This is a genomic window from Thalassovita sp. (assembly GCF_963691685.1).
Lineage (GTDB): Bacteria > Pseudomonadota > Alphaproteobacteria > Rhodobacterales > Rhodobacteraceae > Thalassobius.
In genome coordinates, this window is record NZ_OY829290.1 from 3,552,552 (window position 1) to 3,578,248 (window position 25,697).

Sequence of the window (25,697 nt, forward strand, 5' to 3'; positions counted from 1 at the left end):
CGCGCGCTATGATCACGCGCGTCGATAATATTACAGGGCCAGCTCAACCGCTTCTGCAAGTTGCTCTGCCGCGTCTTCCGGCGTCATGTCGGTGTTAAAAAATTCAGTAATGACGTCCGTCGCAGCCCCCACAACACTGGCTTGCGCCGCGTGGGTGCCTGCGAAAGTTGGAACAGCTGTTCCGGCGGTGTCACTTGCCGAAAAGTCTGCAGCCGAGGCTTGCGCACAGGCATCAAGCGCTGAGAAATCCACATCAGTCCGCGCTGGGATCGCGCCTTTCGCTTGATTGAAGGCAACCTGAACTTCAGGATCCATGATTGCACTTGCCAAGGTCGCCTGCGCATCTGCCGCCTCTGCATCCGGTTGGGCGAAGAAGCTCAGCGAGTTCACGAGGTACACAAAGCCGCCAGCATCCGTTTTAGGAACAGGAATGCAAGCAAAGTCCTCGCCTGCGACTTGACCGGCGTTGGTGAACTCACCTTTGGCCCAATCACCCATGATTTGCATCGCGGCCTCGCCGTTGATGACCATGGCCGACGCGAGGTTCCAGTCGCGGCCAGAAAAGTCCTCATCGACCATGCCTCGGATGCCAGCCATCTGCGCAAAGACAGATTGCATCGTTTCAGACCGAAGCGCCTCAGGGTCAAGGTCGACCAACGCCGCACGGTAAAAGTCAGCACCACCAACGCCAAGAACGAGGGCCTCGAACATGTAGGCCTCTTGCCACGCCTGCCCGCCATGGGCGATCGGTACGATGCCAGCCTCCACGAAACGGGGTGCCAATGCGTTGAACTCATCCCACGTCGTTGGGAAGTCCGCGCCAATCGTATCAAAGGCAGCACGGGATGCCCAGATCATGTCGGTACGATGCACGTTCGTTGGGGCCGCCACATAGGCACCATTGATCTTGTTGAAATCCTGCACGGCTTGAGGAAGGACATCATCCCACCCTTCGGTTTCAGCCAGAGCATTGACGTCACCGAGAATGCCTTCATTGGCCCAATCGATGATGTTCTGACCGAGCATCAACATGGCCGCGGGTGGGTCGCCCGCCGCGATCCGTGTCTGCAGTGCGGTTTTGGCTTGGTCGCCACCGCCACCCGCGACGGGGGCGTCCTGCCACTCAATACCGGCCTCAACGACTTTGTCTCTAATCACGCCTAGGGCCGCAGCTTCGCCCCCGGATGTCCAGAAATGCATGACTTCGACGCTGGTTTCCGCGACGGCCTGTGCCGACGAAAAACAAAGCGTGATTGCAGCTATGTTGGCAATTCTTTTCATTTGTGGTTTTCCTCTCATGTTGGGATCGGCTCGCGCAACCGATGATTGTTGATCTCAACGCGGCCGGGGGCGGTTGCCGCCGCTTCCCGGCCACTAAACGTCTTATCCTTTCACCGATCCGGCCATCAGACCGCGCACAAAGTAGCGGCCTGCAACGATGTAAACGACAAGGGTTGGGAGGGCCGCGAGGATCGCGCCCGCAAAGTGGACATTGTATTCTTTGACCCCGGTGGACGACTGAACAAGGTTGTTCAACGCAACGGTCATCGGCTGGCTATCCGCCCCCGCAAAGGACGCCCCAAACAGGAAATCATTCCAGATGTTGGTGAACTGCCAGATTATCGAGACAACGGCGATGGGACCGGATGAGGGCAGCAGGATACGCCAGAAGATCTGGAAGAACCCTGCACCGTCAATCTGTGCCGCGCGGACCAACTCGGTCGGAAAGACCGCATAGTAGTTGCGGAAGTAGAGCGTCGTGAATCCGATGCCATAGACGATGTGTACCAGGGCAAGACCCCATGTCGTGCCCGCAAGCCCCATAAGCCCAAGCATCCGGGCCATGGGGATCAGCACGATTTGAAACGGAATGAAGCAGGCAAACAGCATCAGACCGAACAAGATCGTGTCTCCACGGAACCGCCATTTGGTCAGGACGTAACCGTTGAGCGCACCCAACACGGTAGAGATTACGACCGCTGGCACAACCATCGAGATCGAGTTCCAAAAGTAAGGCCGCAACCCCGTCGGATCGACCCCGATCTGGGCGGAAGACCACGCCTTGGCCCACGGTTCTAGCGTAAAGACCTGCGGCAGGTTCATCATGCCCCCACCGGTGATTTCATCCAGCGGTTTCACCGAGTTGATGACCATCACATAGAGCGGCAGCATGTAGAACAGCGCGAAAAGCAACAGGACGAGGTAGATCAGCGTCCGCGTCACCCGGCCTGTGCGAATGGCGGTGTCTTGGCTTGCGATACTCATTTTGAGCGCTCCTTTGGATCGGCCATTACTTCTTCTCCCGCAGTTCGACGTAAAGGTAGGGGATCATGATTGCTGCGATGGTCATGAGCATGATCGTGGCAGATGCGGCACCAATGCCCATTTGATTCCGGCTGAACGTGTAGGAATACATGAACGTCGCGGGCAGTTCGGTGGCACGGCCGGGGCCACCGCCGGTCAGCGCGATGACCAAGTCAAACGTCTTGATCGCGAGGTGGCTCAGGATCACGAAGGCGGATAGGAACGCAGGCCGCAGCTGCGGAATGATGATCCGACGGTAGAGGTTCCAGTTCGACGCGCCATCCATCTGGGCGGCCTTCAGTATCTCGTTGTCGATCCCGCGTAGGCCTGCCAGAAACATCGCCATGACGAACCCGCTTGTCTGCCAGACGGCGGCAAGGACAACGGTGTAGATTGCAAAATCGCGGTTCTTGATCCAATCGAATTCAAAACTGGTCCAACCCCAGGTTTGCAGCACGTTCTCAAGGCCAATGCCAGGGTCGAGGAACCATTTCCACGCGGTGCCTGTGACGATGAATGACAGCGCCATGGGGTAAAGGTAGATCGTCCGGATCACCCCCTCGGCCCGAACTTTCTGATCCAAAAAGATCGCAAGGCTGAGGCCAAGTACCGTGCAGATGCTGATGTAGAGCACAGCAAAGGTGCCCATGTTAGTAAGGGAGATTTCCCAATGGCTAAGACGCCAGAGTTTGGAGTAATTCTCCCACCCGGCCCAGCCGTATGACGGCAGCAAACGGCTATCGGTAAACGACAGATACACCGAAAAGATGATGAAGCCATAGACAAAGACCAGCACCATGGCCAGCGATGGTGACAACACCAATTTTGGCAACCAGGATTGTAGTCGCGTCTTGAAATCCGCGTCGGCTGTCTGTGCCATCACGCGCCCCCTTTAGGCTGAATAATGAGAGTGGTTTTCATGCAGCGGGGTGGCTATAGGACCACCCCGCCACTGGGAGGATTGCTCAGCGATTACTGGGCAAGTTCAACGGCTGTGATCAGCTCATCCACAGCGGTTTCGCTGATGTACTCACCATTGAAGTGGGCGGTGATCACGTCGTACATGGCGTTCTTCACAGCCGCTTCATTGGCGTGGCCGTGGGCCATGGAGCCAAAGAGGTTGCCGCTTTCGGAGGCGGCGGCGAGGTCCGCCATGCCTTGCTGCCCGCAAGCGTCAAAGTCGGCATCGGACACATCAGTGCGTGCTGGAACCGACCCCTTGACCACGTTAAAGGCGGACTGGAAGGAGGGAGATAGGATGGCCGATGCCAAGGCTGCTTGCTCGTCGGACACTGCGCCGCCCTGATCGAACATCATGAATTGGTCAGCGTTGAACGTGACCTGTTCCTGCGTGCCTGGGAAGCGGAAGCAGAGGAAATCCTCGCCCGGCACCTTGCCCGCGTTCAGGAACTCACCCTTGGCCCAATCACCCATCATCTGGAAGCCCGCTTCGCCGTTGATGACCATAGCTGTCGCAAGGTTCCAGTCACGACCAGAGAAGTTCTCGTCGACGTTGGCACGGATGACGGCCATACGGTCAAACGCTTCTTTCATTGCGTCAGAGCCAAGTGCCTCAGGGTCGAGATCAATAAAGGCTGCTTGATAGCCATCGGGACCGAGTGCCGACATAGCAACGGCGTCAAATACGGTGGCCTCCTGCCAGGGTTGACCGCCATGGGCGATGGGTGTCACACCGGCAGCCGCCAGCGTGTCGAGGGCCGCGGCGAAGTCTTCCCATGTCTCAGGAACTGCGATGCCGTTGGCGTCCAGAACAGCTTTGTTCGCCCAGACCCAGTTAGTGGAATGCACATTCACCGGTGCGGAGACCCATTCCCCACCCACTTTAGCAAACTGCTGCAGGGCGGCGGGCACAACGTCATCCCAGCCTTCTGCGGCGGCAACATCGTTGAGGTTGGCCAAAGCGCCCTGATTGGCCCAGTCGATGATGTCAAAGCCCAGGCCCTGAACGGCTGTCGGCGGATTACCTGCGGTCACACGGGCGCGCAGAACGGTCATAGCCTGCTCACCGCCGCCGCCCGCGACAGGCATGTCGGTCCAGCCAATGCCTTGGCCTTCAAGATCGCCTTTGAGCACGTTAAGCGCTGCTGCTTCACCGCCAGATGTCCACCAGTGCAGAACTTCCACACCACCGTGTCCATCAGCTTTGACGGCACCAGTGGCCGCTGTCAGCGCAAGTGCAATTACAGTCGTTTTCAAGTATAAACGCATAATTTCCTCCCTTTCTGCGTTTCGATTATCCGGCAGCTTTAGGCGCCGCTTTGAACCCAAGGTGGCCGGCTGTCGCGCCCAACGCGCATCACCAGGGATTTCACCTCAAGGAATTCGTCATATCCATATTTGCCGATTTCGCGGCCTTGGCCGGATTGCTTGACCCCACCAAAGGCGAGTTCCGGGTAGCCATCCATCCAGGTGTTGGTCCAAACCGTGCCCGCATGGGCGCCGCGGGAAAATTCAAGGCAGGTGTGGATGTCGTTGCTCCATATCCCCGCTGACAGGCCGTAGTCGCTGTCGTTGGCCAGGGCGATGGCCTCCTCCAGCGTCTTGAACGTCAGGACGGTCAGGACTGGACCAAAGACCTCTTCCCGGACGATGGCCATGTTTGGGGTCACGTTTGACACGACGGTTGGCTGATAGAATTGTGATCCAAGCCCATCAACGACCAGTGGCCCACCGCCGATTTCGACCTTGGCGCCCGCCTTGACGGCGTCTTGGACGTGGCTGTCGATCTTGGTGTTGTGTTCTGCCGTGACGATCGCGCCCACTTGCGTGCTGTCATCGAGCGGATCGCCGAACTTGACCTGCCGCGACATGTCGACCACGCGGGCTACAAAGGCCTCCGCGATATCTTCGTGCACGATGATGCGGCTAGAGGAGTTACAGCACTGACCGACATTGAAGTAGACACCGAAGGTGACCGCGTCGGCGGCGTTCTCCAAATCCGCGTCGGGCATGATAACCTGTGGGTTCTTGCCACCGAGTTCCAATGCGACTTTTTTCAACGTGCTCGAAGAGGCCTGCGTGATCAGCTTGCCCACCGCCGTGGAGCCGGTGAAAGTCACCATGTCCACGTCCTGGTGGGTCGACATCAGGCTGCCCACCGGTTGGCCATATCCCAGCACGATGTTGCAGACGCCCGCTGGCAAACCCGCCTCAATCAGCAGTTCCCCCATCATAACCGTCGATGACGGCGTCATCTCGGACGGTTTGACGACCACCGTGCAACCCGCAGCAAGGGCAAATGGTAGTTTCTGGCTCAGGATCCAGAAGGGGAAATTCCACGGCGTGATGATCGAAACAACGCCGATGGGCTCTTTGACGACGACGCCCAGAATGTCTTCGCCCAGGCTGTTGTGGCTATCCCCATGTGACGTCCGCGCTAGAGATGCCGCATAGCGCCAAAGGTCGGCCGCACCACCAACTTCGCCGCGGGACTGGCTGATGGGCTTGCCGCTTTCCAGTGTTTCCTGAACGGCGATGCGTTCAACATTGGCCTCGATCAGATCAGCGACCTTCAGCAGCACAGCAGCCCGTTCTTTAGCGGAAATGCGGCTCCAGACACCTGCGTCAAATGTACGACGGGCGGCAGCGATCGCTGCCTCAGTCTCGGCCTCACCAGCGAGGGCATTCCGGCTGACAACCACGTCATGTGAGGGCGACGCACGTTCAAACGTTTCAGCGCTTTCGACCCAAGCGCCGTCAATCATATGCCGACCGGAAAAGGGCGGCGGAAGATCATAGGCGGTCGCCGTGTTGATGGTCAGATCCTTCATATTCTATTGCCCTGTAAATTTGGTGGAACGTTTATTCAGGAAGGCATCAACGCCTTCGTCTCGATCCGCGCTGGCACCCGCTGCTGCAGCCCCAAGGGCCTCAATCGCGGCACCCCGGTCTTCGCCGACCGCGCCGTGGATCATGGTCTTAGTGATCTCGTTTGCACGGGGGGAGACATCGGCCAGATCGGCGGCGATTTGATGGGCTGCCCCCAGTACGTTGTCAGTGATCTCGGCTACAAATCCCACGTCTCGGGCACGCCCTGCACTGATGCGGCGACCAAAGAGCGCCATCTCCTTGGCTACTGGCTCTGGTATCAAGCGCATCAGGCGCTGGGTGCCGGACCAACCGGGCACAATCCCAACCTTTGCCTCTGGCAAGGCCAATGTGGCGCGGGGCGTCATCACTCGAATGTCACAGGCCGCGGCCAGCTCCAAACCACCGCCAAAGGCGTGACCGTTCAAAGCGCCAATCGTGGGCTTTGAAAGGCGCGCCAACCGGTCAAAAATTCGGTGTCCATCGCGAACCCACCCACGGGCAAATTCGGCGGGCGCTAGCCCCCCCCACTCAGCGATATCCGCTCCGCAGCAAAACGCCTTTTCACCCGCGCCAGTCACGATCACCGCACGCGTGTCGGTGCTGCGGTCTATCTCGGACAGGTGCCTATAAAGCGCGTCCAGCATCGTCGTCGTCAAAGCGTTCAACTTTGACTCGTTCGACACGGTCAGCACAGCTATTGCGCCATCATATGACAAGGTAATCTTGCTCACAGCACCAGCCCCATCGGCGCATCCAAGAGCAGCGTTTTCGGCATAACTTGCGCGTTCTCGGCGACCTGCACCCGGCCTCGGGACGGGCCAATGATATGCTCTTGCGGGTCAATCCCCGGCATGATCTCGGTAGCGACCAACCCATTGCCCTGCAACGAGATCACGCACCGTTCGGTAACATAGATTACATTCTGCCCTTGTTCCCGCGCGCGACGACCCGAGAACGTGATATGTTCGACCTCGTCCACCATTTTAGCGAACTTGCCCGGGGCTTCAATGTTGATGCCATCATCGCTCAGCCCAACCTTTGCACCAGCTTCGAACCAGCCTGAGAAGACGATGCTTTTGGCCTTCGCGGTAATATCCACGAAACCACCACAGCCAGCGGTCAGATAAGGTTTTTTGCCCAGCTTGGAGACGTTTACGTTGCCTTCGACATCGACCTCAAGAAAAGAAAGGAATGACATGTCAAAACCGCCACCCTGAAAGTAGATGAACTGCTGGGGCGACGGGACATATGCATCCGCGTTGGAGGCGCAGCCAAAGGCGAAGCCAGTCAGTGGAATCCCCCCCACGGCACCTTGCTCAATTGCCCATGTGACGGCGTCCGGATGGCCTTCTTCCAGCAAGACGCGCGGCACCATAGCGCTTATGCCGAACCCAAGATTGGCCGTCATCCCGCGCTGCAACTCCATCGCAGCACGGCGAGCAATCACCTTCTCAATGCCATGTTCAGCGAGCGTGAAGCTGCTCCACGGACGCATGATCTCGCCTGAAATAGCCGGATCATGGGGCGTTTCGGTGGTTTGCATTTGATCCGGGTCAACGACGACGAAATCAACCAAATGGCCAGGCACGCGCACGTCATGGGGGCGCAGTGACCCGTTGGCAGTCACCCGCTTGACCTGCGCGATCACGATGCCACCGTTGGTGCGTGCAGCAATCGCCTGTTCAAGACCACCAAGATAGGCGCCTTCATGTTCGTAAGTAAGGTTGCCCCGTTCGTCGGCAGTTGTGGCCCGGATGATCGCAACATCAGGCGCGATATTCGGAAAGTGTAGCCATGCCTTGCCGCCAAACTCTACACGCTCGACAATCGGTGCAGCGGCTCCTTTGTCGTTCATCGCACAGCCCTGACGGATCGGATCCACAAAGGTATCCAAGCCAACTTCGGTCAAAACGCCAGGGCGCTTGGCTGCAGCTTCGCGATGCATGTCGAACAGAATGCCCGAGGGTACATTGTAAGCAGCCACACGGTCCTCGACGATCATTTTCCAAATCTCGGGCATTTCTACACTTGATGGGCCAGATGGGTAGGAACCGGCCAAAACGCGGTCCAGCAGGCCATCTTTGGCGATATAATCCATACCCTTCACACCATAGACATCGCCTGCAGCAATCGGGTGGAGCGATGTGATCTTGTGCGGGTGACCTGTCGCGTCGAACCGGGCGCCAATCGCCGCCAGAACCGCGTCGGGACAACCCAAGGTGGACGACGATGACACCGTCACAATGGCACCATCCTCAATTCGGGACACCGCATCCGCAACTCGTACAACTTTGGTCATTTTTTCCTCCAGACGTTCCAAGCAAAAGAATTTTTGGAACGTTCCAAATAAATACTGGAACGTTCCAAAATATGCAATAGGAAAAAATCATTAACAAAAATGGTGCAATTTCAGTTGTTAAGAAACTTCGTAGAGTTCTTGCGGCAGAACCATGGAGATTCTGGCGAGACGTAAACCGCCGGTCTGCGAATCCATCGATTTGGAACGATCCAACAGTGACACCAGTTTTGCAAGGCCCGCAATCGCGGCATCACGGTCGATTTAACGCAAAACAATATGCCGTACCCGCACGCCTCGCGCCTGCTGGGCCGGAGAAACGGCCGGGCAGGTCAAAGAGTTCAAATTTCACACCGCCATCCAAGGCAAGGTCTAACTTTCAAAAACTGCAGTTTTTTCCTGTAATTTTCATCCAGCGCTTCGAGATGTGGCCCTGATTCTTGTCTGCCGTCAGCGCCTATGGGTCCAAATAGGGCGATTTGATAAGAGAGTATTTCTGGCTCATCGTGACCACCGAGGAGTGGACGATGAGAAAGACAACCAAGAGCCCCGGCGAGAAGATCGTCAAAGACATCAAACGGGCAACCCGCAAACAGTATTCAGCTGAAGAGAAGATCAGGATCGTGCTGGATGGCCTGCGTGGCGAAGATAGCATTGCTGAGCTTTGCCGCCGTGAGGGGATTTCCCAGGGGGTTTACTACAAGTGATCCAAGGACTTCTTGGAAGCCGGAAAAAGGCGGTTGACTGGCGATGCCGCCCGCGCGGCCACGACCGACGAAGTCAAAGACCTGCGTCGTGAAACCCGCGATCTGAAGGAAGTCGTGGCCGAGCAAACGCTGGAATTGCGTCTTCTCAAAAAAAGCATGATCGGCCCCTCTCGGGACATTGCTTTGCAATGCCCTGCCGGGCAGCGGATGGGGGCGACCAAGAATGAGGTATGCCGCATCAGAGAAGCTGGAGATCATCCGGCAGGTCGAAGGCTCGCATCTTTCAGCGCGCCAAACGCTGGCCAAACTGGGTATCCCGCGCACCACGTTCTATCGTTGGTATGACCGATACCGGCAGTCCGGCGAGACTGGTTTGCAGGACCAATCTCCCAAGCCCAAACACGTCTGGAACCGCATCCCTGATGAGGTGCGGCGCAAGGTCGTCAAATTAGCTCTAAAGGAAACAGAATTATCACCACGGGATTTGGGAGTCACGTTCACGGATCAAGAAAGCTATTTTGTATCAGAGGCTTCAACATACTGGATGCTGAAAGCCCATGACCTGATCACCAGCCCCGCCTTCATCGTCATCAAGGCGGCAAATGAGTTCAAAGACAAAACTACGGCCATCAACCAACTCTGGCAAACCGACTTCACGTATCTCAAGGTTTTGGGCTGGGGTTGGTTCTATCTCAGCACGATCCTCGACGATTACAGCCGCTACATCATCTCGTGGAAACTCTGCACAAACATGAGGGCTGAAGACGTGACTGATACGCTGGATCTGGCGCTTGAGGCGTCGGGATGTGATCAGGTCCACGTTGTTCATAAGCCGCGCCTGCTGAGAGACAATGGGTCAAGTTACGTATCTGGTGATCTGGCGGAATGGTTGCAGGACAAAGGAATGAAGCACAGCAGGGGCGCACCTTATCATACCCAGGCACAGGGTAAAATTGAGAGGTGGCATCAAACCCTGAAGAACCGCATCTTGCTGGAGAACTACTTCCTGCCTGGCGACCTCAAAGCCCAGATTAAGGCCTTCGTCGATCATTACAACCACCAGCGATACCAAGAGAACCTGAACAACGTCACACCCGCCGACGTCTACTTCGGCCGTGACAAAGCTATTCTAAAGCAAAGAGAAAGGATCAAACGAAAGACACTCGACGCGCGGCGCTTGCATCACCGCCAGCACGCAGCATAATCAAACCAACAAGATGAGCCGAACACTCTTTTAGTTTACGCCGCTCTTGGTTCCAAAAACTCTGATGACGGACAGTGTCTGACGTCAGCACTTACGGGTCGCACGTTTGATGTCTTTGACGATCTTCTCGCCAGGGCTTTTTGTTGTCTTTCTCATCGTCCACTCCTCAGTGGCTACGATGAGCAACAAACCCTCTCTTAGCAAATCAACCTATTTGGCCCCATAAGTGCTGACGTCAGACACTTGCGATCAAACGGTCGCGTTTCGCCGTCAAAAAGAGCCAGCCTAATGCAGAAGTTCGAGAGCGTCTCCGACCGATTTACGAATTCAATCCGACGGCATTGATCGATATTTCGGCGATTTTCGCCGCAAACTTTCACACCGTCGCGGCCGCAAGAAATTTTTGGAGGGAGTAGACATGCCCGCACCAGAGTTGCAAATCCAGAAATGGTTCAACACAAATGAAGACCTGACCCTGGCGAAGTTGCGTGGCAAAGTCGTCGTGATTGAGGCATTTCAAATACTATGTCCAGGCTGCGTCATGCATGGCCTGCCGCTTGTGAAAAAGATCCAAGCCACATTCCAACAGGCCAAGGTGGCCCTTTTGGGTTTGCATACTGTTTTTCAACATCATGATGCGATGACCTCAGTTTCATTGGAGGCTTTCCTGCACGAATACCGCATCAATTTTCCGGTCGGGGTTGACCAACCGGGCACCGGGCCCACACCGAAAACGATGGAAGCCTATCGGATGCATGGAACGCCCAGCTTGATCCTGATCGACAAATCCGGAGAGTTGCGGGCCAATCATTTTGGAGACATTTCCGAATTACTCCTCGGAGCAGAAATTGCCACTTTGTTGGGTGAAACACACGTCCAACCAAACTCTGACAATTCCGAAGGCGACGTATCTTCTGCTTGCGATGAGACAGATGGTACTGTTTAACCCGTGCAATGCGGTGCTTAATTGGCGCCATTTCAACACCCAGCACACCTACCCCCTTGGCCGCTTCAGCCGACTTGATATTTGATTGCAGACAAACATCCGGGCGAGTTGGTTCATGTAGATGAAAGGACCTTACCTATGACTGAAACCACACATCCGACATTGTATCTTCTCAAAACACAATTCAGTGATCCCGATGTCGGACCAGGCACCTTCTATTGCCCCGATTGCAACATGATTGAAGGCCTGCTTTCGGCATTCCACTCCCTGCGTCAAACCCTGCAGATTGAATATGTTGACTTTTCAAAACCGCGTGGCGCCCTGCCTGATCTTGCAGGGCATGAAAATCAATCCTGCCCGCAGCTGATTTTCCCAAATGGTGACGATGACATTTCGCGCCAATGGTCCGTTGAGGGCATGGGCAAAACGCGCAGGATAGACAACACCAAACATATTGCAGCGTATCTTTCCGCACGGTATGATTTACCTTCGCGGCATCCATAAGTGATCTTACGCTTGGCCCCGCATAACAGCATCCGTCATCCAATGTGTGCCTGACTTAACGTTAAAGACACGTCAGATCATGCTGGCTCTTCCGCCGCTGGTGGTTTCGGACCAAGTTAAGTGCGTCCCAGCACTGGACGCCGCTCAACATTAATCTTTTGAGAATATCCTGTCTGACGTCAGCGCCAATGGGACATTTTGGTGTGATTTGATAAGAGAGGGTTTCTGGCACATCGTAAACACCAAGGAGTGGAGATGAGACAGAAACCCTGAACCCGCAAGAGCCATGGCGAGAAGGTCGTCAAGGACATCCGCCGAGCGACGCGCAAGCAGTATTCAGTGGAAGAGAAGATTAGGATCGTGCTGGACGGCCTGAAGGGCGAGGACAGCATCGCCGAAATGTCATTGCCCAGAGCCTCTACTACAGCTGGTCCGAGGAGTTCCTTGAGGCTGGGAAGAAGCGCCTGGCGGGCGACAGGGCCCGTGCGGCGACGTCGAGCGAGGTTAAGGATTTGCGCCGTAAGGCCCGCGATCTGAAAGAGGTCGTGGCCAAGCAGGCGCTGGAGCTGCGGCTGCTCAAAAAAAGCATGATCGGCCCCTCTCGGGACATTGCTTTGCAATGCCCTGCCGGGCAGCGGATGGGGGCGAAGACACGGAAAAGTATCCTCGACCATTGTCCTCGGACCAATGGCGGACAAAGGTCTCGATGTCAGAGGCTTCAGTCTATCGCATTCTCAAGTCTTATGATCTAATCACCAGCCCGGCCTATGTGGTGCTGTCAGCAGCCGACGAGTTCAAGGACAAGACCACGCGACCGAACCAGCTCTGGCAGACCGACTTCACCTACCTGAAGGTCATCGGCTGGGGCTGGTTCTACCTCTCGACGATCCTGGGCGACTACAGCCGATACATTATCGCATGGAAGCTTTGCACAACAATGAAATCCGGCGACGTGACCGACACGCTTGACCTGACGATGCAGGCCTCGGGCTGCGATCAGGCGACGGTCCTGCACAAGCCGCGCCTGCTCAGCGATAATGGTTCGAGTTGAACCTCGGGTGAGTTGGCAGATTGGCTGGAAGATCAGCAGATGGACCATGTCCGAGGCGCCCCATATCACCCCCAGCCATAGGGCAAGATCGAGCGTTGGCACCAGACACTCAAGAACCGCATCCTGCTTGAAAACTACTACCTGCCCGGCGACCTCACGCAGAAGATCGACGCCTTTGTTGAGCACGACAACCACCTGCGTTACCACGAAAGCCCGCAGAACCTCACCCCCGCCTGCGTCTACTTCGGGCGTGGCCAAACCATCCTGAAACAACGAGAAAGGATTAAACTAAAGACTATCAAAACCCGGCGCGTGCTTCACTGCAAATCCGCCGCATAATCAAACCAACCAGATGAGCCAGACCCTCTCGTAGATCAGGATGCCATCTGTCCCAAAATCCCTCACGACGGACAGTGGAACGGCTCTGGCGATCCCCAAAATACGAAAGCGTCTACCTGCACGCTTGGGAGACCGGATCAGAGGCGAAGGCTGGCGTTGAGAAATGGATCAATTTCCACTACCGCAAATGCCCACACGCCGCACTTGGAGGCGAGCTCCCAGCCTTGGTCTATTGGCTGAGCAAAGAAGAGACCCAAACCGATCAGCAGGAGTAAAGAGTAACTTAAATTACGTCTAAACCAGCCCAAACATTGGGGAGTAGCTCACTCAAACGCATCAGGTCCGGCGAACCAATTCAGTTGGGGCAGCCCAATTATACATAGAACATTCTGACGAGGGCCACTCTGAGGAATACGCTATTGCAAACTTTCAATAATAAATAGCATTGCTAAGGAATATAATCCTAAGCCCACAGCAAACAGATAAAGTGTGAGGTTTTTTACCACCGAAGCCCCAGCTAGAGATTTCATCTGCATAAACAGATCCGGCCACGTGTAGGAGACAAAGTCTCCTTGAGTGAAAACAGCCTTGATGCTTCCACTCTCATCTACAACGGGAAGGCGTCTGAAACGCTCGTTGGACATTATCCTCAGCCAATCGAGCATGTCATCGGTTTCTCTTGCCAGCCGAGGATTGGTGGTCATGATGTCACTGAGTGGGGTAACTTTTGGGTCAAGTCCTGCCGCTACCAGTTTATTTAGAATGTCGCGTTCCGTAACTATCCCCGCTACGGTATTGGAGTCAGCCTCCAAAATTACAACCGAACCGTAATTTTTTTTTGTCATTTTCGCGACGGCGTGTGACACCGTGTCGGTAGGCTGTGCGGTCAAGGGCCTCGGTTTGCTGTTGTATTCGGGACGATCCATTAACCGCGTTCCACGTCTCTTTGTATTTGTATGCATAATTGTCCTCCGAATGAAAAGCACGCTGTCTGATATTGAGATTACTGTTCGTTGCTACTCCGCTCTGTTCTCGACATAGAAATAGCGCTTGAAGGCCGGTTAGCCAGTATTCGCCTGGACAACTGCTCTTGCAACTGTATTTCTCTTCTAGGCCGAGCGGTCCAACTCGGCCCTGCTTTGACGAGCATATTGACGATCGTTGCGAGTTCACTAGTGTCTGGACTCATTGAGTTTCAAAGGCAGCAGATGGCGATGGCAGTGAGAGAGATTGCTGTCAGGAAGACCTTTGGGCATCTGTCGTGACGTTTCGCTACACGGCTCTAGACTTTTAGCCTGCAGAAAGTTACCTTTATGCGGATGCATCGTTTCTAGCGGCGCCTCTCGCACTTTATGGTCTTCTTACGTTGTTTTCGCCTAGGGGCGCATCGGCGTAGCCCTCTGTCTTTCAACGCTTCTTTGAACCAATCTACGTCATAGCCACGGCCCACGAGCAGCCATTCGACTTTTGGAAGCCCCCCAGCAATGCCCGTGCCCCGATATAATCGCTGACTTGCCCAGCGGTCATGAAAAGGTCAGGCGGTCACCCCTACACTCAGGAAACGGAGGATCACAGGTGGGAATCAAACGACACAAGCCGAAAGAGATTGTCACGAAGCCACGGCAGGTTGAGGTGCTTTGCGGCCAAGGAGGGCGATGGCGACCATTGCCAGGACGCGCCGCTCAGAAAGGGTGAGCGTGTACATGCATTCCAGAAGCGCTTCCGCTTCTTCCAAAGACGCGCAGGTCTTCTCGGCTTTCGGCATTGGTTTGGCAGAGACCGATTTTGGAAGTTGAAAATAGGTCGGCAGGTCCGCAGGCAGACGTTTATACCCATCTTGTTTGATCAGCCATTGCAGGAAGCCCATGATCTGCGAGGCCGGGTGTGACGCTGTGGAGCGTGACTTCTGGCCTTGCCCCGTTGTCGCCATCGCCTCCTTCAGGGCTGAGCGTACGTGATTTAGATTACAGGTTGTGAGCTGATTGAAGGATTCCCGTGAGGACTTCATCCATGAACCAGATTGCTGCGAGGTGCTGATCCACGGTCTGCTCCGCCAGCCGACCTGCGTAAACCTCCCAGTCAAAGACAAGCCGGTTATTTGCCAACCAAACGCGCGGCGCAACCGTTTCCGCGCTAATCACAATACCACCGAGACTTCGGCCATTTATTTTCGCCCGCGAGGTTGTCCAAAAGCAGTTTTATTTTGCTTCTTGAAGATTCTAGCAAACAAAGATCCTTTGGGCGCCTCAGAACTTGTCGGGAAGTTTACGAGGCGGCCGGCGCGCCTGCAACCAGACCTCCGTTTCGGCCAAGATCGATTTCTCAAGAGTGGTGGCTTCTTGTTTCAAGCGCTCGTAAGTAGTTCGGCGCATCCATTTCGGCTTTGCGGGGAACGGGACCAAAATGCCACCCGACTTTTGGCCCAGCGAGGCGCGTATTTTTATGGCCTTGTGAACCTTGCGATGTTGAGGGCTCATCAGCTCTGATTTGTAGCGGCCGTTGCTGCATTTTCTGCAGTAGTAGGGGTATAGAACACCACAACGCCCTCTGCACTTTGGGCACACAAACCAATAGCGGACGCCACCAAAATGGCATGGGGTTGTCGTAAGCTGTATGCGCCTCCCCAGACCAGAGATCGCTTTTTCGGGATTTTTTCCTAGATCAGCGATACGCAATTGCGGATTTTCGTCACAAATCATTAGGCTAACCTCCCTACGATTAATCATTGCGGCCTAGCTTTTTGGTGGGCAACGCGAACCGATTTTTGCTTCTGTCAGCTTCGTCAGTCCCACATTTGCAGCGTCAAAGGGTCTGCTTTGGGCCGCGGTTGAGATGTTCCTGGGGCTGGGTAAGACAATCGTACAGCAGCACTTTGACATTCCCGCCAACCAACAGACGATGGAAGCCAGACGGGCCGATGAACCCAAGTTAGCCAATTGAAATGGGTAGTTCATTTGTCGGGTCTGTCAGAATGCAGAAATTGTAGTTAACTTGCGGCATCACCACCATTGATTGGCCGTTTTGCCAGTAACGCACTACTGACAAAACCGGCATCATTCGCCCCCTAGCGCGAGCTAGAAATCATCGCATCAATAGCCTTGCTGAAGAAGTTCCAGGAAGAGATCTGCTCGCTGCCTTTCGTTTTCATCACCTGAGAGATCTTCTTATAGAGCGTCTCCGGTGAGGCACTTAGCACGAACCATTCCTCGACTTTGCGCTGGGCGTCTTCCTTGTCGAGAGCATCACGAAGGACAAATTGCCCTTCGCGCTCACAGAGCTGCTTCAGATTGTCGATAAGACGATCAAATTGAGAAACATACTCACTGCAATCATCCTTGGGAGAGATCTCGGGGCTGCTAACGAACAACCCGACACCATTCGGCAGCGACAGCGAGGCCTGCTGGGCGTCAGACGGATCCAATGCGTGCTGCTGACGATCCATGCGGCACGCAACTGCGACCTTCCCTTGCTTCGACTTTGCGATGAAGTGATCGATCGCTTTTTCCGCGATGTAGGCAATGATCGAGCCACCATCTTCCTTAACGACCCCCTTCTCAAGAAGCGCCTCGAGATGCTTGTTGAACGTTTTGTTGCTCTTGAAGCCGAGCAGGCGCCACCAGTCAGACCGGTCAGTGCGGATTGCCCCCAGAGCCAAAAAGTTTTCGACCGCGATGCAAATAAGCAGCCCCAACTCGATGTGATTCAGTCGGCGGATCAAGAGCATCAGATCCCGCAAATTGAACTGCGCAAACACCATTTCACCTTTCATGAGGTTTCCTTTCTGGAGAATTTTCACCGGTTATCTGTGGCGCGCCGGAGTGTAAGAGGACCCGCTAAACGGGCACGGGATGGGCCGCGATGGGCCCATCATTATTAAGACTGAGAAGCTCCTAGCGGCGCGCCTTTGCCTTCTCGATGACGGCAAGGATCTCCGAACGGACCCAGCGCGAAGAAGAACCAAGTTTGATCGGCTTCGGGACAGACCCGTCCGCGACACGGCGCCAGAAACTCGGCACGCTGATCGACAGCATTTTCGCTGCCTCACCAGCCTTAAGCAGCGGGTCAACGTCGGGGAGATGAGAGATCGAATGATTCGACATGGTCGTGAATGCCTTCGCTAGATTGCAGATGGGGCATCCAAAGGGGATTGATGCGAAGTGCGGGAGGGTAGAAAAAATTTCTACCCCCCTAACCAATCGGATGGTGGTCGCCGACGCTCACATTCTGTGCGTGAACTTAAGCCGCTCTAGCAGCGGTCAACGTGTGGCGCGCGACCATCATCAATTCTTATTCTTAGTTTGATTCTGATTATCCCTACGCCAGTAAAAAGATGCCGTTGATTTTGTTGCGTAAAATCGAAAATCCCTGAAAAACTTTCTTATTTATTCCTCAGAAGTCATGACAAAAGTGGACAAAACTTTTGTTGTTTCGCCACAAAACCCGCCTTGAGCGAAGTGTGCAAAGACAGCCCGAGCGACTGCATCAATGCAATCGCCCAGCTAGGTTGCAGCAGACCAGGAATGGCGCTGATCTCGATTTTAAGGCAAGTTGCAGGGTATTACTTTGCGGCGATCAGCCTTCTTTCCTCATCACTCAGTTTGGTGACCTCGCCCCTATAGGCTGCCTCAATGACATCAGGGATTCGCCAAGGGTCCCAGGAGAGCTTTCCCATTTGGCAGACCTCGTCCATGAACATCTCCAGCGCCCTCGACATAGCAAGAAAGTCGTTCAGCTTTTCAGGATCGTTCTCGAAGTCTCCAATGTCGCTACCGCTCATTCGAAGAGCAGCCTCAAGGTGGCTTGTGTTGCGCCACTTGCTAAATGCTGTCTTCAATTGGCTTGTGAGTGAAGCTTCTGAGGTGTTTGGCTTTTCGGTCTTTAGATAATGGACAGCCAATCTTAGTGCATTGCCGAGCGTCGGGCTTTCATGGTCGTGGTGCAGGCGGAGCAACTCACAAAAAATCATGGCGGCATGACGGCGCTCAGTCATGTGCCCCCTGATATATTGCTTCTCCAGCAAGGCCTGCGGTCCGTTTAGATCTAGATTTTCATGATTTGTGGGTTGGCTAATGTACTGGTAGGCTTGATTGAAATCTTCTTCGCCCTGATCATCCCGAAATGACATGCGGAGTTAAACGTATAGATCAGGACGGGATATCCAGGCCCCTGTTTCATCAAACAGAGCAAGGTAACGGTTCGTTTCGGTCATGCATTCTCCAGATTTTTGAGGCCGTTTGGGTTTTCCGTGAGATGTGCAGCCCAGCGCTCGAGTAGGATGCGACGTTTCTCAAGGAAGTCGGTTCGACGGTAGGCTCGTACAACTGAACTCCCTACGACATGGCCCAGCATGGTCTCTGCGACCTCATGGCTGGCATCTGTCGCCTCAGCCAGCCAAACGCGTAGGCTTGAACGGAAGCCATGTGGCCGCGCCGCCATCTCGCGCCGCTCCATCAAGCGCGACATCGTAGCGTCGGAAATTACGCCTTTGCGGACACTCGGAAAGAGGTAGCCGTCGCGCGCGTGTTGCCGGGCTTGGGAAATCACCTTTTGCGCTTCGTTGGTAAGAGGCACACGGAAGTCGGACGTTGCGCCTTTTCGGCCTTTGATATGTTCTGCGGGGACAGTCCAGACGCCGTCCGCCACCTGCTCTTCCCGCATAAACCGGATTGGTTTGGATCTCACCCCGGTGAGGATCAACAAACGCAGGGCAAGGTGCGTAACAGACCCCTCATCTAGGCTTTGATAGAATGCCGGCACCTCCGTCCAAGGAAGGGAAGGTATGTTGCTGGATGACTTGTTGGGCTTCCCGAGCAGGGCCCGTGCTTTTCTTGGTGCCTGCAAGTCAACATCGATGCCCAGCGCCGCTGCGTGTTCGAAACAGATCGAGGTTCGGGTCAGCGCCTTGCGAGCGGTTTCCGCTTTCTTGTGCCAGATCGGCGCCAAGCAATCTCGTAGGTCGAGTTGGGAGATTTCGGCTACTGGAATGTGTCCCAGTTTTGGCAACACATGTAGTTCCAGTGGGCTAAACCAACGTCCGGCCTTGCCACCATCACGGAGTTCCGCCTTTCGCGCCTCAAAATCATCGTGCGCTACATCGCGGAACAGGTGCAAATTGCGCTGGGCGTCTCGATGTCTTTTTTGTCGTTCGCGGATTGGATCACGTCCATCTCGAAGTTCCCGCCGGGCATCGTCTGCCGCTTTGCGCACCTCGCCCAGGCTCACGTCAGGCCAACGGCCAAGCCCCATTTCTCTGCGCTTTCCATACACCGTTAGGCGTAGAACCCATTTGCCATGGTTGCGGTCCGACTTCACTAACCAGAGCCCAGCGCCATCACAATGCTTACCTGCCTCGAGCGCTATAACGCCGCGAGCTGTAAACAAATCCCTAGCCATCTACGCACTACTCCAGTCCACCTCTCAGTCCACCTATAGGTATAACGTTCAGTGAGAGAAGTCGATATTGCTTGAGAGCGTGGAATACGCGAACCCATTGAAACAACGAGACATTGTGAACTACATGAGCCGTTCGTACATTAGATGATAGGGGATTTGGAGGCCCTCCAGCAGCACCATCTTCATCCCAGATTGACAGTGTGCAGCTCAGATTAGAGCGTCTTTGTGCCCCTGCGTCCTACCGTGGTCCTCCGGCTTGCGGGTTATGGCTCTGCGGCTTAGCCTCATCAGGGGTTTAGGGAGGAGAGGCCATGACACCGTTTGCATTCAACACCACCAAATCTGTGGTTTTTGAAACCGGCGCGGCGGCGCGGATGGCTGAGGTTGCGGGCGCAACGCTGGGCAAGACGGTGTTGCTGATCACCGATTCTGGTCTGCGCAAACTGGGGCTGCTGGATCCGGCGCTGCATTCGCTTACCGATGCCGGCCACGAGGTGGTGGTGTTTGACGGGGTGGAGGCAGACCCCTCCCGCGAGACATTGGAACAGGCGGTTGAGGTGGGGCGCACCATCGGCGCCACAGGTGTTTTGGGATTCGGCGGCGGCTCACCGATGGATGTGGCCAAGCTGACTGCGCTGCTCCTGGGATCGGAGGAGGATCTGGACAGCGCCTGGGGTGTGGCCCAGGCCAAAGGACCCCGGCTGCCCTTGGTTCTGGTGCCGACAACGGCCGGCACCGGGTCTGAGGTGACGCCGGTGGCCATCATAACCGTCGGCGCTGAGGAAAAGCGCGGCGTCTCCTCCCCCATCATCCTGCCCGATATTGCTATTCTGGATGCGGATCTGACGCGTGAGTTGCCGCCCCATATCACTGCTGCCACCGGGGTGGATGCGATGGTGCATGCGATTGAGGCCTATGCCTCAACCTCAGCCAACAACAATCCGATGTCCCAACTGCTGGCACGCGAAGCGCTGCGGCTACTGGGGGCCAATATCGAAACCGCGGTGTTTGAGGGCGGAAATGCCGCGGCGCGCGGTGCCATGCTGCTGGGCTCCATGCTGGCGGGTCAGGCCTTTGCCAATTCGCCCGTAGCGGCGGTGCATGCTCTGGCCTATCCGATTGGCGGCACCTTCCATATTCCGCATGGCCTGTCCAACGCGCTGGTGCTGCCGCATGTGCTCCGCTTCAACGCGCCAGAGGCCCATGCGGTTTATGCTGAGATCGCGGCGGATGCCTTTCCGCATCTGGCCGAGGTGGACGGCAGCCAGGCCCGCTGCGCGGCCTTTATCGAAGCCTTGGAAAATTTGGCAGAAACGCTGGGCATGCAGACCCGGTTGCGCGATGTGGGCATTCCCGAAAGCGCCCTGGCCAAGATGGCAGAGGATGCGATGCTGCAGCAGCGCCTGCTGGTCAACAACCCCCGTAGCGTGAGCGAGGCTGATGCCCTCGCCATCTACCGGGCCGCTTGGTAAGGGACGCCGCATGAGTGAGAAACCTGCCCCGACCCGCCGCGCCGATTATGTAGATTTCTACCCGCTGCAGACCCGCTGGAATGACAATGATTGTTATGGCCACATGAACAACGTGGTGCACTACGCCCTGTTTGACACCGCGGTGAACGGCTGGCTGATGGAGCGGGGCCTGCTGGATCCGCGCAGTTCGGAAACCTTTGGTCTGGTTGTGGAAACCGGCTGCAAATATTTCGCTGAGATGGGGTTTCCGGATCGGGTCACCGCTGGGCTGCGGGTGGCGCATCTGGGCAGCAGTTCCATCCGGTATGAGCTGGGACTGTTTCGCAATGACGAAGATCAGGCCTCGGCCGAGGGGACCTTCGTGCATGTCTATGTCAACCGCGACAGCCGCCGCCCCAGCCCGATCGAGGGGGAACGCCGCGCCGCGTTTCAGGCCCTGATGCGCCCGTAACAGGGCCATTCATTTGCCCCTCGTACTCAGGTCGCTTGACCGCAAAACACCGGCAATGCTACCGCTAGGGCAGCCGGGCGGCAGATTTCATGCCGCAGGCCGATTCCAACAGTCGACGTTCTGCGAGGCATCCTGCGATGGGCCGTTATGGCGCGTTTTGAGCAAGAGTTGAAATGGCTGGCGCTTGCGCTTGGGCTGGCCTCAACCCTGGCACTGGTCAATGCATGGCATCCCTGGCCCATGGTACTGGGCCTGCCCTTCTGCCTGCTCTGGGCCTATTTCGGCTGGCTGCGCACGGAACCTCAGTTGAAATACATCAACATCGTGTTCAGCGGCCTCTATGTGTACGGATTGGTGAAGTATTTCCTGCCGGCCTGACTTTGGCTCATTACTGCACATATCTTGAGTGAATTTCGTGAATACACCCGCTCAGCGCACAGTGACATAGTCCTCAGGACCCAAAGATGAGGACCTGAAATGCCTGCCTATATGCTGACCTTCCTGCGTGTCGAAGACGCTGAAACACACGCCCGTGACTATCTGCCGGGCGGCCATCAGGCCCTGCTGGCCTATGGCGGCAAGCCGCTTGCCGTTACCGAGGATTACACCGTCAAAGAAGGTGCCTTCCCCAAGGGCCGCCTGTTGTTGGTGGAGTTTCCCAGCAAAGAAGCCGCCGAACAGTATTACGACGGCCCCGAGCACGCGCCCTACAAGGAAATCCTGCACAAGGTTGCCAAAAGTGACATGGTGATTTTCGACAGCGGCTCAATGCCGATCTGAACTGTCAAACCTCCAAAAGGCCGCTGCCGGTGGGTGGTGGCCTTTCAGCGACTTGACCCAACAAGGTGCGGGGCCAGCAGCGCCTGCAGATCAACACGCGCGCGAAGACGCGTTGCCAGCAAGGCCAGCCCGCCCATTTTGCGCTGCACGTAGAGCACATCCATCGCAACGGGCGGTGGGGCCATCCCCTCCTCCATCAGGGTCAGCCATTCGGCCTGCAGCTGTTGTGACAGGCGCGTATCGGCAAAATCAAACGAACCGGGCGCACGCAATGCCGTGAATACCCACTGCATCATTGCGATCAGGCGCGCCTGGTGGTCGGGGCGCATATCCCCCGCCAACAGGCCTATCGCGGTTGCAGCCTGTTGCATTTCCGGCCAACGTCCGGCCAAGCCTGCAGCCAACAGATCGCGGTACCCCTGCACCACATCAGAGGCGATGGCGCGGGTGGCGCCGAAATCCAGCAACACGATCCGATCCTGGGCAGGCTGATACAGGAAGTTGGCGAAATTCGGGTCACTTTGCATGTCATTGAAGGTGAAGAGCTCCTCAAAAAACAACGCAAAGAGATCCCGCATCACACCATCCCGCGTGGCCTGCGACGCGGCCTGCAGTTCCTCCACCGGGCGGCCCGCCACATAGGACATCGCCAAGACCTGCCCGGTTGACCAATCCGCATGAAACGCCGGCAGCAGAAAACGCTCCTGCCCGGTCAGATATCCGGCGAACCGCTGCAGCTGCGCGCCCTCGCGCAGGTAGTCGGTTTCCTCATGCAATTGCAGGCGCGCGGCCTCCAGATAGGGGGCCAGATCAAAGCCCTTGGGCAAGACCCGCGCCGCGCGCAACAGCGCCCCGACATTGGCCACATCGCTGTCGATGCTTTGCGCCACGCCGGGGTATTGCACCTTCACCGCCAGATCGCGCCCATCCTTCAGCTGTGCCCGGTGCACCTGCCCGATCGAGGCCGCCGCAATCGGGCGCACATCAAAACGGGCAAACTGGCGCTGCCAGCCCTGCCCCCAGGCCGCGTTCAACACCTGTTTCAACTGCTGCGGTGGCATCTGGTGGGCGTCAGACCGCAGGCGGGACAGGATCGCCGTTAGTTCTGCCGGCAGCAGATCCCCAGCCTCCAGCGAAATCAGCTGACCAACCTTCATCGCCGCGCCGCGCATCTGCGCCAGCTCATGCGTCAGACGTTCGAAGTTGCCGGGGGTCAGCACCAGATCGCGCAGCTGTGGCCGCGCCCCACCCGCCAGCGCCTTTGCGCCGCCAAGGGCCACGGCGCCCGCAACCTGCGTTGCCAGCCCGCCAAGACGCGCCATGCGATGCAAACGGCCCGCAGGCACCGCAACAGGCCGCGGACGATGGGTGGTATCAGACATTCTGCGGCTCCTAGACTTGCGACGCCCTTCGCCAGCTAACGCCGAAAGCCACAGCGTCAATTCCCTGCGCCGCCCTGACGCAGGTGCCAGACAGCAAAAAGCCGCCCCGGGGGGCGGCTTTCTTTACTACAGGGTCTGAGAGGTTACTCAGCCCATTCCCACGGGCGGGTGTAGGCGCCCAGAACGTGGCCAACCTCATCATCATGAACAACGCCGGTGCGTTCGACACGGGCCACCAGACCACGTTTTTTGTCGTCCAGCACCTCAATCACCTTGGCGTTCAACTTGGCCTCATCCAGCGCCTTGTTGTAGATGCGGGTAATGGCGCGTTTGCGCAGGTCCGGCTTGAACACCTTGCCAACAGCGGTTTTCGGCAGCTCGCCCAGCACCTCAACATGTTTCGGGATGGCGGCGCGTTCGTTCACATGCACCTTGGCGTGGGCCAGCAGCTCCTCACCGGTGACGGATGCGCCTTCAACCAGCTCCACATAGGCACAGGGCAGTTCGCCCGAATGCGCATCCGGCTGACCGATGGCACCGGCCATGGCCACATCATGGTGTTGCAGCAGCGCCTCTTCGATCTCCGCCGGGTCAATGTTGTGACCACCGCGGATGATCAGGTCTTTGGCGCGACCAGTGATCCAAATGTAGTTTTCTTCATCAATGCGGCCCAGATCGCCGGTCCGCAGGTATTTGCCGTGATGATACAGCTCAGCGTTCTTCTCGGCCTCAGCGTAGGTGTTGCCCGCATAGACGCCGGGGTTTGAGACGCAGATCTCCCCCACCTCGTCAGGGCCACATTCCACCGGCTCACCGTTGACCTCTTTGAAGATGCGCACATCACTATAGGGGAAGCGGATCCCGACCGAGCCGACCTTCTTGCCACCGGTGGGCGGGTTACAGGACACCAGGCAGGTTGCTTCGGTCAGGCCGTAGCCCTCAACGATGGTCACGCCAGAGGTTTCCTCAAACCGTTTGAACAGCTCCAGCGGCAGCGGTGCGGAGCCCGAGAATGAGGTTTTGACCGAGGAAATATCCGCATCCACCGGGCGCTGCATCATCGCCGAAATGGCGGTCGGCACAGTGATGATGAAGGTGATCTGCCAGCGTTCAATCAGCTTCCAGAAGTTGTCAAAGACGCCATCACCGCGATAGCCCGCAGGTGTGGGGAAGACCACATGGGTGCCCGCCGAAATGGCCGACATCATGATGACGTGGCAGGCAAAGACGTGGAACATCGGCAGCGGGCAGATGACGTTGTCTTCGTTGGTGAACAAGAGCGTTGCGCCCAGCCAACCATTGTAGACCATGCCGGAATAGCGGTGCTGCGCCACCTTGGGCATGCCAGTAGTGCCGCCGGTGTGGAAATAGGCCGCAACGCGATCCTCAGTGCTGTCAGCGAAGGACAGCGAGGTCGGGTATTTCTTGGCCGTCTTGTTGAAGTCCAGCACATCAGCGTGGTGGTTGCCCGGGTTCTTCGGGCGGATCAGCGGCACGATCAGCGATTTCGGCGGTGTCAGGTACCGGTTCAGGTCAATTTCCAGAACGGTCGCAACACCCGGCGCATGGCGCACGGCCTCCGCGGTTTTCTGGGCCACATCGGTTTTCGGGAACGCCTTCAGCGTCACCACAACTTTGGCTTTGGTTTCGCGCAAAATCGCGGCGATCTGTTCCGGCTCCAACAGCGGGTTGATCGGGTTGATGATCCCCGCAATGGCGCCGCCAAAGATCGTCAGCAGTGTTTCGGTACAGTTTGGCAGGATGCAGGCCACCACATCCTTTTCCCCGATCCCTAGATCGCGGAACATGTTGGCCACCTGACAGGTGCGCGCGTGCAGATCGTTCCAAGTCAGCGTTTCCGCCTTATCCTTGGGGCCGCTCAGCAGCTGAAACGTGGTGGCTTTGCCGTTGCCATGGCGATCCTTGGTGCGTGTCAGCAGCTCATAGAAAGTGACCGGAACATCGCGGTCCTCCCATGGCATTTCGTTTTCCAAGGCAATTGTATCTTCTACCGAGGCAAAGGCCATCAGCATTCCT

Annotated in this window: 23 protein-coding genes and 4 pseudogenes; 10 read left to right on the forward strand and 17 right to left on the reverse strand. The window is 56.5% G+C overall.

Features of this window, described 5'->3' with window-relative positions:
• Nucleotides 1–30 precede the first annotated feature (30 nt).
• The 7 genes from ACORLH_RS17010 to ACORLH_RS17040 form a co-directional block, all read right to left on the reverse strand.
• Nucleotides 31–1,281, reverse strand: a complete 1,251-nt coding sequence (locus ACORLH_RS17010) for an ABC transporter substrate-binding protein (RefSeq protein ID WP_321829567.1) — start codon at nucleotides 1,279–1,281, stop codon at nucleotides 31–33.
• Nucleotides 1,282–1,383: 102 nt separating this feature from the next.
• A complete protein-coding gene (locus ACORLH_RS17015; RefSeq protein ID WP_321829568.1) occupies nucleotides 1,384–2,265 on the reverse strand; it encodes a carbohydrate ABC transporter permease in 882 nt (293 codons plus the stop codon).
• A gap of 25 nt (nucleotides 2,266–2,290) precedes the next feature.
• Complete coding sequence (locus ACORLH_RS17020; RefSeq protein WP_321829569.1) at nucleotides 2,291–3,184, reverse strand: sugar ABC transporter permease; 894 nt, start codon at nucleotides 3,182–3,184, stop codon at nucleotides 2,291–2,293.
• Between the two features lie 92 nt (nucleotides 3,185–3,276).
• A complete protein-coding gene (locus tag ACORLH_RS17025; protein ID WP_321829570.1) occupies nucleotides 3,277–4,533 on the reverse strand; it encodes an ABC transporter substrate-binding protein in 1,257 nt (418 codons plus the stop codon).
• 38 nt (nucleotides 4,534–4,571) lie between these two features.
• Entirely contained in the window at nucleotides 4,572–6,095 is a 1,524-nt protein-coding gene (locus ACORLH_RS17030; protein ID WP_321829571.1) for an aldehyde dehydrogenase family protein, read from the reverse strand.
• A 3-nt stretch (nucleotides 6,096–6,098) separates the two neighbouring features.
• Entirely contained in the window at nucleotides 6,099–6,866 is a 768-nt protein-coding gene (locus ACORLH_RS17035) for an enoyl-CoA hydratase/isomerase family protein (RefSeq protein ID WP_321829572.1), read from the reverse strand.
• Complete coding sequence (locus tag ACORLH_RS17040) at nucleotides 6,863–8,434, reverse strand: acyl CoA:acetate/3-ketoacid CoA transferase (RefSeq protein ID WP_321829573.1); 1,572 nt, start codon at nucleotides 8,432–8,434, stop codon at nucleotides 6,863–6,865. Before ACORLH_RS17040 ends, ACORLH_RS17035 begins: the two co-directional genes overlap by 4 nt.
• A 524-nt stretch (nucleotides 8,435–8,958) precedes the next feature.
• Between ACORLH_RS17040 and ACORLH_RS17045 the strand changes: the two are divergent.
• The 6 genes and pseudogenes from ACORLH_RS17045 to ACORLH_RS17070 form a co-directional block, all read left to right on the forward strand.
• A pseudogene (locus ACORLH_RS17045) lies at nucleotides 8,959–10,342 on the forward strand (IS3 family transposase).
• A gap of 248 nt (nucleotides 10,343–10,590) precedes the next feature.
• Complete coding sequence (locus ACORLH_RS17050) at nucleotides 10,591–10,758, forward strand: hexameric tyrosine-coordinated heme protein (RefSeq protein ID WP_321832843.1); 168 nt, start codon at nucleotides 10,591–10,593, stop codon at nucleotides 10,756–10,758.
• A 2-nt stretch (nucleotides 10,759–10,760) separates the two neighbouring features.
• Complete coding sequence (locus tag ACORLH_RS17055) at nucleotides 10,761–11,288, forward strand: redoxin domain-containing protein (protein ID WP_321829574.1); 528 nt, start codon at nucleotides 10,761–10,763, stop codon at nucleotides 11,286–11,288.
• A gap of 138 nt (nucleotides 11,289–11,426) precedes the next feature.
• Nucleotides 11,427–11,792 (forward strand): DUF3088 family protein, encoded by a 366-nt coding sequence (locus tag ACORLH_RS17060; protein ID WP_321829575.1) that lies wholly within the window; start codon nucleotides 11,427–11,429, stop codon nucleotides 11,790–11,792.
• Nucleotides 11,793–12,101: 309 nt separating this feature from the next.
• A pseudogene (locus tag ACORLH_RS17065) lies at nucleotides 12,102–13,182 on the forward strand (DDE-type integrase/transposase/recombinase).
• 74 nt (nucleotides 13,183–13,256) lie between these two features.
• Nucleotides 13,257–13,457: pseudogene (locus tag ACORLH_RS17070) on the forward strand (IS3 family transposase); the annotation flags it as partial.
• 141 nt (nucleotides 13,458–13,598) lie between these two features.
• On the opposite strand, the gene ACORLH_RS17075 reads toward ACORLH_RS17070, so the two are convergent.
• The 8 genes and pseudogenes from ACORLH_RS17075 to ACORLH_RS17110 all read right to left on the reverse strand — a co-directional run bounded on the left by ACORLH_RS17075 (nucleotide 13,599) and on the right by ACORLH_RS17110 (nucleotide 19,575).
• Nucleotides 13,599–14,108, reverse strand: a complete 510-nt coding sequence (locus ACORLH_RS17075; protein ID WP_321829576.1) for a cyclic nucleotide-binding/CBS domain-containing protein — start codon at nucleotides 14,106–14,108, stop codon at nucleotides 13,599–13,601.
• A gap of 269 nt (nucleotides 14,109–14,377) precedes the next feature.
• Nucleotides 14,378–14,724: pseudogene (locus tag ACORLH_RS17080) on the reverse strand (transposase); the annotation flags it as partial.
• A 67-nt stretch (nucleotides 14,725–14,791) separates the two neighbouring features.
• Nucleotides 14,792–15,049, reverse strand: coding sequence for a hypothetical protein (locus ACORLH_RS17085; protein WP_321829577.1), 258 nt, complete (start codon nucleotides 15,047–15,049; stop codon nucleotides 14,792–14,794).
• 379 nt (nucleotides 15,050–15,428) lie between these two features.
• Nucleotides 15,429–15,881, reverse strand: coding sequence for a hypothetical protein (locus tag ACORLH_RS17090; protein WP_321829578.1), 453 nt, complete (start codon nucleotides 15,879–15,881; stop codon nucleotides 15,429–15,431).
• Between the two features lie 365 nt (nucleotides 15,882–16,246).
• A complete protein-coding gene (locus ACORLH_RS17095) occupies nucleotides 16,247–16,951 on the reverse strand; it encodes a hypothetical protein (protein WP_321829579.1) in 705 nt (234 codons plus the stop codon).
• Between the two features lie 121 nt (nucleotides 16,952–17,072).
• Complete coding sequence (locus tag ACORLH_RS17100; RefSeq protein WP_321829580.1) at nucleotides 17,073–17,282, reverse strand: DNA-binding protein; 210 nt, start codon at nucleotides 17,280–17,282, stop codon at nucleotides 17,073–17,075.
• A gap of 458 nt (nucleotides 17,283–17,740) precedes the next feature.
• Nucleotides 17,741–18,307: a hypothetical protein gene (locus tag ACORLH_RS17105; protein WP_321829581.1), complete on the reverse strand. Its 567-nt coding sequence runs from the start codon at nucleotides 18,305–18,307 to the stop codon at nucleotides 17,741–17,743.
• 80 nt (nucleotides 18,308–18,387) lie between these two features.
• Nucleotides 18,388–19,575, reverse strand: a complete 1,188-nt coding sequence (locus ACORLH_RS17110; RefSeq protein WP_321829582.1) for a tyrosine-type recombinase/integrase — start codon at nucleotides 19,573–19,575, stop codon at nucleotides 18,388–18,390.
• A gap of 311 nt (nucleotides 19,576–19,886) precedes the next feature.
• On the opposite strand from ACORLH_RS17110, the gene ACORLH_RS17115 reads away from it, so the two are divergent.
• The 4 genes from ACORLH_RS17115 to ACORLH_RS17130 all read left to right on the forward strand — a co-directional run bounded on the left by ACORLH_RS17115 (nucleotide 19,887) and on the right by ACORLH_RS17130 (nucleotide 22,278).
• A complete protein-coding gene (locus tag ACORLH_RS17115; RefSeq protein ID WP_321829583.1) occupies nucleotides 19,887–21,047 on the forward strand; it encodes an iron-containing alcohol dehydrogenase in 1,161 nt (386 codons plus the stop codon).
• A gap of 10 nt (nucleotides 21,048–21,057) precedes the next feature.
• Nucleotides 21,058–21,498 carry a thioesterase family protein gene (locus tag ACORLH_RS17120; RefSeq protein WP_321829584.1) on the forward strand — a complete coding sequence of 147 codons (441 nt, stop codon included), beginning with the start codon at nucleotides 21,058–21,060 and terminating at the stop codon, nucleotides 21,496–21,498.
• Nucleotides 21,499–21,645: 147 nt separating this feature from the next.
• Nucleotides 21,646–21,876, forward strand: a complete 231-nt coding sequence (locus tag ACORLH_RS17125; protein WP_058244964.1) for a hypothetical protein — start codon at nucleotides 21,646–21,648, stop codon at nucleotides 21,874–21,876.
• Nucleotides 21,877–21,975: 99 nt separating this feature from the next.
• Nucleotides 21,976–22,278, forward strand: coding sequence for a DUF1330 domain-containing protein (locus ACORLH_RS17130; protein WP_321829585.1), 303 nt, complete (start codon nucleotides 21,976–21,978; stop codon nucleotides 22,276–22,278).
• 44 nt (nucleotides 22,279–22,322) lie between these two features.
• Here ACORLH_RS17130 and ACORLH_RS17135 read toward each other — a convergent pair whose 3' ends face one another.
• The gene (locus ACORLH_RS17135) at nucleotides 22,323–23,660 is read right to left on the reverse strand and encodes an AarF/ABC1/UbiB kinase family protein (protein ID WP_321829586.1); all 1,338 of its coding nucleotides are present in this window, start codon (nucleotides 23,658–23,660) and stop codon (nucleotides 22,323–22,325) included.
• A gap of 143 nt (nucleotides 23,661–23,803) precedes the next feature.
• Nucleotides 23,804–25,687 carry an acyl-CoA synthetase gene (locus tag ACORLH_RS17140; protein WP_321829587.1) on the reverse strand — a complete coding sequence of 628 codons (1,884 nt, stop codon included), beginning with the start codon at nucleotides 25,685–25,687 and terminating at the stop codon, nucleotides 23,804–23,806.
• Nucleotides 25,688–25,697 lie beyond the last annotated feature (10 nt).

What these genes read in the sequence shown, in the direction of transcription:
- ACORLH_RS17015 (WP_321829568.1), bottom strand. Translation starts at nt 2,265, where the DNA reads ATGAGTATCGCAAGCCAAGACACCGCCATTCGCACAGGCCGGGTGACG.
- ACORLH_RS17085 (WP_321829577.1), bottom strand. Translation starts at nt 15,049, where the DNA reads ATGGGCTTCCTGCAATGGCTGATCAAACAAGATGGGTATAAACGTCTG.
- ACORLH_RS17020 (WP_321829569.1), bottom strand. Translation starts at nt 3,184, where the DNA reads ATGGCACAGACAGCCGACGCGGATTTCAAGACGCGACTACAATCCTGG.
- ACORLH_RS17060 (WP_321829575.1), top strand. Translation starts at nt 11,427, where the DNA reads ATGACTGAAACCACACATCCGACATTGTATCTTCTCAAAACACAATTC.
- ACORLH_RS17140 (WP_321829587.1), bottom strand. Translation starts at nt 25,687, where the DNA reads ATGGCCTTTGCCTCGGTAGAAGATACAATTGCCTTGGAAAACGAAATG.
- ACORLH_RS17115 (WP_321829583.1), top strand. Translation starts at nt 19,887, where the DNA reads ATGACACCGTTTGCATTCAACACCACCAAATCTGTGGTTTTTGAAACC.
- ACORLH_RS17135 (WP_321829586.1), bottom strand. Translation starts at nt 23,660, where the DNA reads ATGTCTGATACCACCCATCGTCCGCGGCCTGTTGCGGTGCCTGCGGGC.
- ACORLH_RS17090 (WP_321829578.1), bottom strand. Translation starts at nt 15,881, where the DNA reads ATGATTTGTGACGAAAATCCGCAATTGCGTATCGCTGATCTAGGAAAA.
- ACORLH_RS17055 (WP_321829574.1), top strand. Translation starts at nt 10,761, where the DNA reads ATGCCCGCACCAGAGTTGCAAATCCAGAAATGGTTCAACACAAATGAA.
- ACORLH_RS17110 (WP_321829582.1), bottom strand. Translation starts at nt 19,575, where the DNA reads ATGGCTAGGGATTTGTTTACAGCTCGCGGCGTTATAGCGCTCGAGGCA.
- ACORLH_RS17030 (WP_321829571.1), bottom strand. Translation starts at nt 6,095, where the DNA reads ATGAAGGATCTGACCATCAACACGGCGACCGCCTATGATCTTCCGCCG.
- ACORLH_RS17040 (WP_321829573.1), bottom strand. Translation starts at nt 8,434, where the DNA reads ATGACCAAAGTTGTACGAGTTGCGGATGCGGTGTCCCGAATTGAGGAT.
- ACORLH_RS17125 (WP_058244964.1), top strand. Translation starts at nt 21,646, where the DNA reads ATGGCGCGTTTTGAGCAAGAGTTGAAATGGCTGGCGCTTGCGCTTGGG.
- ACORLH_RS17025 (WP_321829570.1), bottom strand. Translation starts at nt 4,533, where the DNA reads ATGCGTTTATACTTGAAAACGACTGTAATTGCACTTGCGCTGACAGCG.
- ACORLH_RS17095 (WP_321829579.1), bottom strand. Translation starts at nt 16,951, where the DNA reads ATGAAAGGTGAAATGGTGTTTGCGCAGTTCAATTTGCGGGATCTGATG.
- ACORLH_RS17010 (WP_321829567.1), bottom strand. Translation starts at nt 1,281, where the DNA reads ATGAAAAGAATTGCCAACATAGCTGCAATCACGCTTTGTTTTTCGTCG.
- ACORLH_RS17105 (WP_321829581.1), bottom strand. Translation starts at nt 18,307, where the DNA reads ATGTCATTTCGGGATGATCAGGGCGAAGAAGATTTCAATCAAGCCTAC.
- ACORLH_RS17075 (WP_321829576.1), bottom strand. Translation starts at nt 14,108, where the DNA reads ATGGATCGTCCCGAATACAACAGCAAACCGAGGCCCTTGACCGCACAG.
- ACORLH_RS17120 (WP_321829584.1), top strand. Translation starts at nt 21,058, where the DNA reads ATGAGTGAGAAACCTGCCCCGACCCGCCGCGCCGATTATGTAGATTTC.
- ACORLH_RS17130 (WP_321829585.1), top strand. Translation starts at nt 21,976, where the DNA reads ATGCCTGCCTATATGCTGACCTTCCTGCGTGTCGAAGACGCTGAAACA.
- ACORLH_RS17100 (WP_321829580.1), bottom strand. Translation starts at nt 17,282, where the DNA reads ATGTCGAATCATTCGATCTCTCATCTCCCCGACGTTGACCCGCTGCTT.